Here is an 11,916-nt window from a genome sequence, read left to right as displayed (position 1 = left end):
GGAAGACATGAGCCCATCGAACAGCGTCGGCCTGATCGACCTGCAGATCATGTGGAACCGCCTGATCGCCGTCGTCGAGGAACAGGCGCAGACGCTGATGCGCACCGCCTTCAGCCCGATCGTCCGCGAGTGCGGCGACCTCTCGGCCGGTGTCTTCGATCTCGAGGGCCGCATGCTGGCGCAGGCGGTCACCGGCACGCCGGGACACGTCAACTCGATGGCCGAATCGGTGAAGCACTTCCTGCGGCACTTCCCGGCCGAGACGATGAAGCCGGGCGATGCCTACATCACCAACGATCCGTGGATGGGGACGGGGCATCTCAACGACTTCGTCATCACCACGCCCTGCTTCCGCAACGGCCGGCTGGTTGCGCTGTTCTCCTGCACCAGCCACCTGATGGACATCGGCGGCATCGGCTTCGGGCCTGACGCCACCGACGTCTTCATGGAAGGCCTCTACATCCCGATGCTGAAGCTCATCGACCAGGGCAAGGTGAACGAGACCCTGATGGCGATGATCCGGGCCAACACCCGCCTGCCGGTCGACACCGAGGGTGACGTCTACTCCCTGGCCGCCTGCAACGATGTCGGCGCCCGCCGGCTGGTCGAGATGATGGACGAGTTCGGCATCGATACGCTCGACGAGCTCGGCGAGCACGTCATCGCCCGCTCGCGCGAGGCGGTTCTCGCCGAGATCGCCAAGCTGCCCAAGGGCACCTGGCACAACGCCATGACGATCGACGGCTACGACGAGCCGCTGACGCTCAGGGCCACGCTCACCATCTCCGACACAGGCATCTACGTCGACTATGCCGGCACCTCGGGCGCCTCGGGGCGCGGCATCAACGTGCCGCATGCCTACACCACGGCCTACACGGTGTTCGGGCTGGGCTGCGTCGTCTCCACCCACATCCCGAACAATGCCGGCTCGCTCGAGCCGCTCACCGTCTCGGCGCCGGCCGACACGATCCTCAACGCGCCCAAGCCCAGCCCCGTGGCGTCGCGCCACGTCATCGGCCAGATGCTGCCCGACGTCACCTTCGGCTGCCTGCGCCAGGTCGTGCCGGAGCGCGTGCCGGCCGAGGGCACGTCCTGCCTGTGGAACATCAACGTGCGCGGCCGCGTGAAGGGCGGCGATGGCGGCAACTACGGCTTCGGCATGGCCATCACCTCCAACGGCGGCACCGGGGCGCGCGCCGACAAGGACGGGCTGTCGGCGACCGCCTATCCCAGCGGCGTGCGTGGCACGCCGGTCGAGATCGCCGAGACGCAGACGCCGCTCATCTTCTGGCGCAAGGAGTTCCGCCCCGATTCCGGCGGCGCCGGCCGCACGCGCGGCGGCCTGGGACAGGTCATGGAGATCGAGAGCGGCATCGACGAGCCGTTCGACCTCCTGGCCGCCTTCGACCGCATCGAGCATCCGCCGCGCGGCCGAGACGGCGGCTGCGACGGCGAGGCGGGCCACGTGGCGCTGAAGTCGGGCCGCACGCTGAAGGGCAAGGGCTTCCAGCTCATCCCGTCGGGCGACCGCCTGGTCATCATGACGCCGGGCGGCGCCGGCATCGGTGCGCCGGCCGAGCGCGATCGCGTCCAGGTCGCCAACGACCTGGCCGACGGCCTGATCTCGTCCGCGACCGCCGAGACGGTCTACGCCTACGCGCCGCCCCGGGCCGCGGAATAGGCCTCGAAACGACGGCGGCCTCGCGGCATCGGCAGGCCTTCGATCAGCGACAGGATGCGGTGATGGGCGTCGGACGCAGAAGGGCTTTGAGGGCGGGACTTGGGGCAGGGTTGGCGCTGCTGGGCGCACCGGCGGTGCTGCGCGCCCAGGCACCGCTCCGGCTGCCGCTGTCGACCGTCCTGCCCGATACCAACTTCCATACCGTCAACTGCCGGCGCTTCGCCGACGAGGTCCGGCAGGCGACGGGCGGCGCGGTCGAGATCGACGTCAAGTCGGGCGGCCAGCTTGCCTTCACGGGGCCCGAGCAGATGCGGGCCGTGCGCGACGCGCTCGTGCCCATGGCCGACTTCATGAGCACGCAGCAGGCCGGCGACGAGCCGGTCCTCGGGATCGAGGGCCTTCCGTTCCTGGCGGCCGACATCGAGGAGCTGCGGACGCTTCACCGCTTCATCCGTCCGGCGTTCGACGAGGTCGCGCTCCGGAACGAGCAGACGATCCTCTATGTCGTGCCCTGGCCCGCCCAGTATTTGCACCTCAGGGTGAAGGCCGAGACGGTCGGCGCCCTCCGCGACATCAAGATCCGCGTGCCGGACCGTGAATGTCGGGATATGGCCGCCGCGATCGGCATGGCGCCGGCGCTGATCCCGTGGGCGGAGACGCTGCCGGCCTTGTCCTCCGGCGAAGTCTCCGGGGTGGCGACGTCGGCCTTCTCGGCCGCCAACGGCAAGCTGTGGGAGGTCGTGAAGTTCTTCCATGCGACCAGCCAGCAATGGTCGTCGCAGATCGTCTCGATCAACAACGACTCGTGGCGGAGGATCGCGGCCGACCATCGCCAGGCGATCATGGACGTCGCGCGCCGGCTCGAGCCGGCGTTCTGGCAGTCGTCGGTGGACGTCGACGCCGAGAGCCGCCGGCAGCTTGCGGCCGGCGGCATGGCGCTGGTGACGCCGTCGGCGGCCATGATGGCGGAGCTGCGCCAGAGGACCTCCCGCCTGCTGGCCATCTTCATGGAGCGCGTGCCGGCCGCAGAGGCGCCGCTCAAGGCCTATCTCGCCGACCGGAAGCGGGCATGAACCGCCCGGCGGCCCGGCCGTCAATATCCGCCGGAGCGATAGTCCTCTAGGGTGGGCAGGCGAAGAGGGGAGAGCGATGGAACCGCGTCAGGTCAAGACAGCCGCCGATGCGCGCCGGATCGTGCAGGAGCGCGGGCTGCGCCACGTCAAGGTGGGCGTGCACGACGTCGACGGTGTCCTGCGCGGCAAGTATCTCCACGTCGACAAGTTCAGCGCGGCGCTCGACGGCGGCATGGGTTTCTGCGACGTCGTGCTGGGCTGGGATTCCAACGACCAACTCTACGACAACGTCACCTATACGGGCTGGCACACCGCCTATCCCGACGCGACCGTGCGCATCCTGCCCGAGACCTGCCGCGAGATCGCGACCGAGCCGGGCAACCTGCTGTTCCTCTGCGAGTTCGCCGACAAGGCCGAGGAGATCTGCCCGCGCGGCATCCTGCGCCGCGTGCTGGCCAAGGCCCAGTCGATGGGCTTCGAGGTCCGGGTCGGCTTCGAGTACGAGTTCTTCGTCTTCGCCGAGACCGCCTTTTCGATCCGCGAGAAGGGCTACCGCAACCTGAAGCCGATCTCGCCCGGCTTCTTCGGCTACTCGATGCTGCGCAACTCGGTCCTGTCCGACTGGTACCGCGACCTGCTCGACCTCTGCGAGACGATGGACATGGGCATCGAGGGGTTGCACACCGAGACCGGCGCCGGCGTGCTCGAGGCGGCGCTGCGCGTCAGGGATGGGCTGGGTGCCGCCGACGCCGCCGCGCTGTTCAAGCTCTACACCAAGGTGCTGGCGCAGAAGCGCGACTGGCTCGCCACCTTCATGGCCAAATGGTCCAAGGACTGGCCAGGCTGCGGCGGGCACATGCACATGTCGCTGTGGCAGTCGGGCAAGTCGGCCTTCTTCGACGAGGCCGGCCCGCAGCGCATGAGCGAGACCATGCGCCACTTCGTCGGCGGCCAGCGCGCGTTGATGCCCGAGCTGCTCGCCATGGTGGCTTCGAACGTCAACTCCTACCGCCGCCTGGTCCCCGGCTTCTGGGCGCCGACCGCCGCGAGCTGGGGCGTCGAGAACCGCACGACGTCGCTGCGCGTCATTCCGGGCTCCGCCAAGTCGACCCGCGTCGAGTACCGGGTGGCCGCCGCCGACGCCAACCCCTATCTCGCGCTGGCCGCGGCGGTCGGGGCTGGCCTGTGGGGCGTCGAGAACAAGGTCGATCCCGGCGCACCAGTCACGGGCAACGCCTACGAGATGGAACATCCGGCCGAGACCCAGCTTCCGCGCACCCTGATGGAGGCGGCGGGACGGCTCGAGGGTTCCAGGGCGGCACGGTCGCTGTTCGGCGACAGCTTCGTCGATCACTATTCTGCAACACGGGAATGGGAGGAGCGTGAGTTCCGCAAGGCCATCACCGAGTGGGAACTCGACCGCTACATGGAGATCATCTGATGGCGCAGCCCCTGGTCGGCAACTGGAACTACCCGACCGCGATCCGCTTCGGCGACGGCCGCGTCCGCGAGCTGGCCGATGCCTGCAAGGCCGTCGGGCTCCGGCGCCCTCTGATTGTCACCGACCCGGGGCTGGCGAAGCTGCCGATGATCGCCGACGCGATGCTCGGCCTGCGCAAGGCCGGCATCGAGGTCGCGCTGTTCAGCGAGGTCAAGCCCAACCCCGTCGCCGGTAATGTCGAGGCCGGCATCCGCCTGCTGCGGGCCGGGAAGCATGACGGGGTCATCGCCTGGGGCGGCGGCTCGGGCATCGATACCGGCAAGGCGATCGCCTTCATGGCCGGGCAGACGCGGCCGCTGTGGGACTTCGAGGACATCGGCGACTGGTGGACCCGTGCCAATCCGGCGGGGATCTATCCGATCATCGCCGTGCCGACGACGGCCGGCACCGGTTCCGAGACCGGCCGCGCCTCGGTGATCACCAACGAGGAGACCCACACCAAGAAGGTGATCTTCCATCCGAAGATGATGCCGTCGATCGTCATCGCCGATCCCGAGCTGACGGTGGGCCTGCCGCCCAAGCTGACGGCGGGCACCGGCATGGACGCCTTCATCCACTGCTTCGAGGCCTATTGCGCGCCCGGCTACCATCCCTATGCCGAGGGCATCGCCGTCGAGGGCATGCGGCTGGTGAAGGAGAACCTCGCGCGCGCGGTCAAGGACGGTCGGGACCTCGAGGCGCGCGGCCACATGCTGGCGGCCTCGCAGATGGGCTCGACCGCCTTCCAGAAGGGGCTGGGCGCCATTCATTCGCTGTCGCACCCGGTCGGCGCGGTGCTCGACACGCATCACGGCCTGACCAACGCCGTCGCCATGCCCTACGTGGTGAGCTTCAACCGCCCGGCCATCGACGAAAAGATCCAGCGGCTGGCGCGCTGGCTCGGCCTGCGCAATCCGAGCTTCGACGGCTTCATGGAATGGACCCTCGAGCTGCGCCGCCAGATCGGCATCCCGCACACGCTGGCCGAGCTCGGCGTGACGGTCGACCATCTCGACCGCTTCGCCGAGATGGCCGCGGTCGACCCGACGGCCGGCGGCAACCCGGTCAAGGCCGGCGTGCCGGAGATGCGCCGGCTCTACGAGGCTGCCGTGGCGGGGAGGCTGTGATGCTCATGCGCTGGGGGCGCGCCACTCCAGTGGCGCGATCATCTGCCGTTGCAACGAATAACGCGCCACTGGAGTGGCGCGCCCCCAGCAAATGACCAACGTCCCCACCCAGGCCCGCGTCGTCATCGTCGGCGGCGGCATCATGGGCTGCTCGACGGCCTATCACCTGGCCAAGCTCGGCTGGAAGGACGTGGTGCTGCTGGAGCAGGGGCGGCTGAGCGGCGGCACGACATGGCATGCCGCGGGCCTGGTCGGCCAGCTGCGCAGCTACCAGAACCTGACGCGGCTGATCCGCTACAGCACCGAGCTCTATGCGAAGCTCGAGGCCGAGACCGGGCTCGCCACCGGCTGGAAGCAGTGCGGCTCGCTCTCGGTGGCGCGCACCGAGGAGCGCATGGTGCTGCTGCGCCGCTCCGCCGCCATGGCCAACGCCCAGGGCGTCTCCTGCGAGCCGCTGACGCCCAAGCAGGCGGGCGACAAGTATCCGATCATGCGCACCGACGATCTCGTCGGCGCGGTGTGGCTGCCGGGCGACGGCAAGGCCAACCCGGCCGACATCACCCAGGCGCTGGCCCGCGGCGCGCGCAACGGCGGCGTGCGCATCTTCGAGAAGGTGCGGGTGACCGCGATCGACACCAAGGACGGCCGCGTCACCGGCGTGCAGACGACGGAAGGGCCGATCACGGCCGAGATCGTCGTCAACTGCGGCGGCCAGTGGGCGCGCCAGCTCGCGCGCACGGTCGGCGTCACGGTGCCGCTCTATTCCTGCGAGCACATGTACATCGTCACCGAGAAGATGGAGAACGTGCCGCGCGACCTGCCGGTGATGCGCGATCCCGACGGTTACATCTACTTCAAGGAGGAGGTCGGCGGCCTGCTGATGGGCGGCTTCGAGCCCGAGGCCAAGCCGTGGGACAAGGACATCATCCCCGACGACTTCGAGTTCGGCATGCTGCCGGACGACTGGGACCAGTTCCAGATCCTGATGGACAATGCGCTGGTCCGCGTGCCGTCGCTGGAGAAGACCGGCATCAAGACCTTCATGAACGGTCCGGAGAGCTTCACGCCCGACCTCAACTACATCCTGGGCGAGGCGCCGCAGGTGAGGGGCTTCTTCGTCGGCGCCGGCTTCAACTCGATGGGCATCGCGAGCTCGGGGGGCGCCGGTATGGCGCTGGCCGAATGGATCGTGGCCGGCGAGCCGACGCTCGACCTGTGGCCGGTCGACATCCGGCGCTTCGCGGGCTTCCACGGCAACGACGCCTGGCTGAAGAGCCGCGTCGCCGAGACGCTGGGGCTGCACTACAAGATGCCGTGGCCGCAGCGCGAACAGGAGAGCGGCCGGCCGTTCCGCCGCTCGCCGCTCTACGACCGGCTGGCGGCGCGCGGTGCCTGGTTCGGCAACAAGATGGGCTGGGAACGGCCCAACTGGTTCGCCGGCATCGGCAAGGTCCCCGAGATGACCTACGGCTGGGGCCGCGGCGTCTGGTTCGACGCCGTCGCCGCCGAGCATCGCGCGACCCGCGAGGCGGTCACGGTGGTCGACGAGACCTCGTTCGGCAAGATCCTGGTGCAGGGCCGCGATGCCGAGGCCCAGCTCCAGCGGCTGGCGGCCAACAACGTCGCCGTGCCGGTCGGCACCACCGTCTACACCGGCATCCTGAACGAGCGTGGCACCTTCGAGAGCGACCTCACCATCGCCCGGCTGGCCCGCGACCGCTTCCTGATCATCACCGGCTCGGCCCAGCCGGTGCGCGACATGGACTGGCTCGGCCGCCACGTCGATCCGGAGGCGCACGTCACCCTGACCGACGTCACCGGCGCCTGGACGGTATTGTCGGTCATGGGCCCGAAGAGCCGGGCGCTCCTGCAGGCGGTGAGCCGGGCCGACTTCTCCAACGAGGGCTTTCCCTTCGGCACGATCCGCGAGGTCGGGATCGGTCACGGGACGGTGCTGGCCTCGCGCCGCACCTACATGGGCGAGCTGGGCTGGGAGCTCTACGTGCCGGTCGAGTTCGCGGTCACGGTGTTCGAGACGCTGCACGCGGCGGGCGCGGCCTTCGGCCTGCGCGACGCCGGCTACTACGCCGTCGAATGCCTGCGCCTCGAGAAGGGCTACCGCGCCTGGGGACGCGAGCTCACGCCCGACGACACGCCGTTCCAGGCCGGGCTCGGCTGGGCGGTGAAGCTCGACAAGCCGGGCGGCTTCATCGGCCGGACGGCGCTGGTGGCGGCGAAGGGCAAGCCTTTGATGCGCCGGCTGGTGTCGGTCGTGCTGGAGGATGGCGAGCCGCTCCTGTGGGGCGGCGAGGCACTGCTGCGCGACGGACGGCCGGTGGGCGACCTCAGCTCGGCCGCCTACGGCCACACGGTCGGCGCCGCGGTCGGGCTGGGTTATGTCCGACGCGACGATGGCGCAGCGATCGATGCCGCCTGGCTGGAGGGCGGGCGCTTCGAGGTCGATCTGGCCGGCGTCCGGCTGGGCGCACGGGTCTCGCTGCGCTGCCCATTCGATCCGTCCGGCACACGCATCAAGGGCTGACCTCACGGCCGGAGCGGGCCTCCCGGCCCTCATCATGTCATCCTGAGCGTAGCGAAGGATCTCATGCCGATGGCCAACGGCGATGAGGTCCTTCGCTACGCTCAGGACGACAGAGAAGAGCGGGCCGGGGGGCCCGCGGTCCGGCAAGCCGCGCCTAGGTCGAGGGCGCCGCCTGTTCGGCGACGGGATCGGGCGCCCGCAGCCGCGTGTCGGCGAGCTCGCCGGCGGCTTCCAGGATCGGATAGGCGACCGAGGCCAGGTGGCCGTTGATGCGCTTGAGGTCGCGGATCACGTCCATGTGGATCGAGCTGGTCTCGATCGATTCCGGCCGGCCCTGGCGCAGGCGCGCGAAATGGCTGTCGGCGGCGCGCGATTCGGCTTCGCGCAGGGCTGCCTTCTCGGCGACCAGACGACGGGCGAGCGAGAGGTCGCGGGTCGTGAAGACGTTCAGCGCCAGCCGCAGGTTCTCGAGGATGCGGGCGTGGAAGGCGCGCAGCTCGGCCATGCCCTCGGGCGAGAAGGCATAGCGGTTGCGGATCTTCTTGGCCGCCAGCTCCATCAGGTTCTTGTCGATGATGTCGCCGATATGCTCGAGGTTGGTCGTGAAGGTCAGGATCTCGACGTAGCGCTGGCCGTCCTCGTCGCCCAGCTCGTTGCGCGAGGTCTGGACGAGGTAGAGCTTGATCGCCTCGTAGAGCCGGTCGACGGCGTCGTCCGACGCCTCGATCGCCTTGACGGCCCGGGGATCGTTGCGTTCCAGCACGTCGATCGTCTGGCGCAGCATGTCGGCGACGCGGTCGCCGAGGTTCAGCGTCTCGCGCAGGGCGCAACCCAGCGCCTCGGCCGGCGAATCGAGCACGTTGGGATCGAGGTGGCGCGGCTGGCCGGGATCGTCCGCGACCGGCTTGTCGGGCAGGAGCTTGCGGCAGGCCCAGGCGACGACGTCGGTCAGCGGCAGGAAGATCAGCGAGGCGAGCGTGTTGAAAGCCGTGTGGAAGTTGACCGGCAGGCGCGTCGCCGAGGGATCGAGCTGTGCCAGCCCGTCGGCCACGGGGCCGAGGAAGGGCAGCAGCGCCACGCCGACCACGGCCCGCGTCATGAGGTTGGCGAGCGGCACGCGCCGGGCGGCCACGTCGGCGCCCGACTGGGCCATGTAGGGCGCCAGCGCGCCGCCGATATTGGCGCCGATCACCAGCGCCAGGGCGAGCCTCGGCTCGATCAGGCCCGAGCCGGCGAACGACATCACCAGCAGCACGATCGACAGGCTCGAATGCACGAACCAGGTGGCGAGCGTGGCCACGATGACGGCGATCACATACTCGTCCTGCAGGCCCTGCAGCAGCGCCATGAAGGCCGGCGCGCTGCGCAACGGCTGGGTCGCGGCGGCCAGCAGCTTCAGCGACAGCAGCATCAGGCCGAGCCCGATCGCGACGCGGCCGAGATGGCGCGGCTTGACCGAATCGCTCGACAGGAACGCGATGACGCCGGCGCCGATCAGCAGCGGCGACACCCAGCCGAGGTCGAACGACAGGACCTGCGCGGCGATCGTCGTGCCGATGTCGGCGCCCAGCATCACGGCGAAGGCGATGGAGAGCGGGATCAGGCCGCGGCCGGCGAAGGACGAGACCAGCAGCGAGGTCGCCGTGCTCGACTGCAGCAGGCCGGTGATCGCGAGCCCGCCCAGGAAGGCTGTGACGCGATTGCGCGCGCAGGCGGCCACTGCCCGGCGCAGCGCGGCGCCGAAGGCGCGCGTCAGCCCGGTGCGCACCATGCGGACGCCCCACAGAAGCAGCGCGACGCTGCCCAGCACGTTCAGGATCGTCTCGACGCCATGCATGATCGGCGAATCCTACGCTTCGCCTCTCATTCATTAAAGATTTTTGACAGTTTTATGACTGAGCGGGGCGGACTCAACCCGCGGCCAGGCGCACCGCCTCGTCCATGAAGGCGCGGACCAGGGCGACCCGCCGCCGTTCCTGCAGGCACACGGCGTATTCGGCGACGTCGAGATTGGCGTCGGCCACCGCGACGGGGCGGAAGCGGCGGTCCTCGCCCAGCTCGGCGGCGAACACCGCGCCGATGCCGAAACCCGCCGCCACCGCCTCGCGTACGCCCTCGCGCGTCTGCACCTCGACGATGGCGTCCGGGCGCACCTCGGCCGCGGCCATCGCCTGCTCCAGCACCTCGCGGGTGATCGAGCCGCGCTCGCGCAGCACCAGGGACTGCCCGGCCAGGGCCCGGAGCGGCGCGCTGCGGCGGCGGGCGAGGGGATGGCCGGCCGGCACGAACAGGACGACCCGGTCGGTGCGCAGGCGCACGGCGTGCAGGCGTGGGTCCGAGACGCTCTTGGCCATCACCGCCACGTCCGCCTCGTGGCGCAGCACCCGCTCCAGCACGACCGCCGAATTGTCGATGGCGAGGGCGAAGGTGAGCCCCTCGGCGCGCGTGCGCAGGGCGGCCATGATCGGCACCACGTGATGGGCCGAATCGGCCGCGATCCTGAGATGGCCGCGGGTCAGCGCCTGCTCGCCGGCCAGCAGGGCGCGCGCCTCGTCCTGCACGGCGAACAGGCGCGTGGTGATGCCGTGGAGCTGCCGGCCGGTCTCGGTCGGCACGACGGTTCGGCCGCGGCGGTCGAACAGGCGGACGCCGTAGCGCTGCTCGAGCGCCGTCACCTGGCTCGACAGGTTGGGCTGGCTGAGCCCCGAGGCGCGGGCGGCGGCCGAGAAGGAGCCGGATTCGGCCACCAGGTGGAAGGCGCGAAGCTGGGTGGGCGTCATATATCAGAAACCGATACGTCGCATATGGAATATATACTGGACGGATAGGGAGCGCGCGACCACCATCCACCGCATGTCCAAGACGACTGCCGCTTCCGAGACCGGCGATCCGCTGCTGCTGACGCCCGGGCCGCTCACCACCTCCGCCGCCGTCAAACAGGCCATGGTCCACGACTGGGGCTCGCGCGATGCCAACTTCCTCGCCATCAACAGGATGGTGCTGGAGAAGATCGTCGAACTGGCGGGCGGGCAGGGCACCCATACGACCGTGCCGGTCCAGGGCTCGGGCACCTTCGCGGTCGAGGCGATGATCACCAGCTTCGTCCCGAAGACGGGCAAGCTGCTGGTCCTGATCAACGGCGCCTACGGCCAGCGCGCGCTCTGGATCGCGCAGATCGCGGGCCGCGCCGCGGTGGCGCTCGAGACGCCGGAGGACACGCCGCCGGATCTCGCTTCCCTCGACCGGCTGCTGGCCGACGACAAGGCGATCAGCCACGTCTTCGCGGTCCATTGCGAGACGACGTCCGGCATCCTCAATCCCATCGCCGAGGTCGCGGCGATCGTGGCGAGGCACGATCGCCGCCTGCTGGTCGATTCCATGAGCGCCTTCGGGGCGCTGGAGATCGACGCGCGGCAGGTGCGCTACGATGCGCTCGCCGCCTCGTCCAACAAGTGCCTGGAGGGCGTGCCGGGCCTGGGCTTCGTGGTCTGCCGCGACGACGCGCTGGCCGAGTGCAAGGGCAACGCCACGACCCTGGTGCTCGACCTGTTCGACCAGGCCGAGGCCTTCGCCCGCACCGGACAGTATCGCTTCACGCCGCCCATCCACGTCATCGTGGCGCTGGGCAAGGCGATCGAGGAGCATGCCGCCGAGGGCGGAGTCGCCGGGCGCGGCCGCCGCTACCGCGAGAATGCCCGGGTGCTGATCGATGGCATGCGCGCCATGGGCTTCCGCACCCTGTTGGGCGACCGATTGCAGGCGCCGATCATCGTCACCTTCCATATGCCGACCGACCCCAAGTTCGTCTTCCAGCGCTTCTACGATTCGCTGAAGGAGCGCGGCTACGTCATCTATCCGGGCAAGCTCACCGTCGCGGAGTCCTTCCGCATCGGCTGCATCGGCCGGCTGTATCCGGAGCAGATGAAGGGCGCCCTGGAGGCCGTGCGCGCGGTGCTGGACGAGATGCGGGTCAGCAACGGCGGTCCGGCGCTGGCGGCGGAATAGGGAGACAG

General features: G+C 69.7%; 8 protein-coding genes. 6 read left to right on the top strand and 2 right to left on the bottom strand.

Annotation, left to right across the window (positions count from 1 at the left end):
• The first annotated feature begins 7 nt into the window (after positions 1-7).
• The 5 genes from ACO073_RS21040 to ACO073_RS21020 all read left to right on the top strand — a co-directional run bounded on the left by ACO073_RS21040 (position 8) and on the right by ACO073_RS21020 (position 7,903).
• Positions 8-1,681, top strand: a complete 1,674-nt coding sequence (locus tag ACO073_RS21040; protein ID WP_421999993.1) for a hydantoinase B/oxoprolinase family protein — start codon at positions 8-10, stop codon at positions 1,679-1,681.
• A gap of 110 nt (positions 1,682-1,791) precedes the next feature.
• Entirely contained in the window at positions 1,792-2,754 is a 963-nt protein-coding gene (locus ACO073_RS21035; RefSeq protein ID WP_421999991.1) for a TRAP transporter substrate-binding protein, read from the top strand.
• 76 nt (positions 2,755-2,830) lie between these two features.
• Positions 2,831-4,195 (top strand): glutamine synthetase family protein, encoded by a 1,365-nt coding sequence (locus ACO073_RS21030; RefSeq protein WP_421999989.1) that lies wholly within the window; start codon positions 2,831-2,833, stop codon positions 4,193-4,195.
• A complete protein-coding gene (locus ACO073_RS21025; RefSeq protein WP_421999987.1) occupies positions 4,195-5,361 on the top strand; it encodes an iron-containing alcohol dehydrogenase in 1,167 nt (388 codons plus the stop codon). Before ACO073_RS21030 ends, ACO073_RS21025 begins: the two co-directional genes overlap by 1 nt.
• A gap of 91 nt (positions 5,362-5,452) precedes the next feature.
• Positions 5,453-7,903: a GcvT family protein gene (locus ACO073_RS21020; RefSeq protein ID WP_421999985.1), complete on the top strand. Its 2,451-nt coding sequence runs from the start codon at positions 5,453-5,455 to the stop codon at positions 7,901-7,903.
• 154 nt (positions 7,904-8,057) lie between these two features.
• Here ACO073_RS21020 and ACO073_RS21015 read toward each other — a convergent pair whose 3' ends face one another.
• Together ACO073_RS21015 and ACO073_RS21010 are read right to left on the bottom strand one after the other, a co-directional pair.
• On the bottom strand, positions 8,058-9,740 hold the full coding sequence (locus ACO073_RS21015) for a Na/Pi cotransporter family protein (protein WP_421999984.1): 1,683 nt from the start codon (positions 9,738-9,740) through the stop codon (positions 8,058-8,060).
• Positions 9,741-9,813: 73 nt separating this feature from the next.
• Entirely contained in the window at positions 9,814-10,683 is an 870-nt protein-coding gene (locus ACO073_RS21010; RefSeq protein WP_421999982.1) for a LysR substrate-binding domain-containing protein, read from the bottom strand.
• Positions 10,684-10,756: 73 nt separating this feature from the next.
• Here ACO073_RS21010 and ACO073_RS21005 point away from each other — a divergent pair, with 73 nt between their 5' ends.
• The gene (locus ACO073_RS21005; protein ID WP_421999980.1) at positions 10,757-11,908 is read left to right on the top strand and encodes a 2-aminoethylphosphonate--pyruvate transaminase; all 1,152 of its coding nucleotides are present in this window, start codon (positions 10,757-10,759) and stop codon (positions 11,906-11,908) included.
• Positions 11,909-11,916 lie beyond the last annotated feature (8 nt).

The organism is Reyranella sp., assembly GCF_965229815.1.
Taxonomy (GTDB): Bacteria; Pseudomonadota; Alphaproteobacteria; order Reyranellales; family Reyranellaceae; genus Reyranella.
Note: the sequence above shows the minus strand (reverse complement) of the source record. Positions and strands in the feature narration are given on the sequence as shown.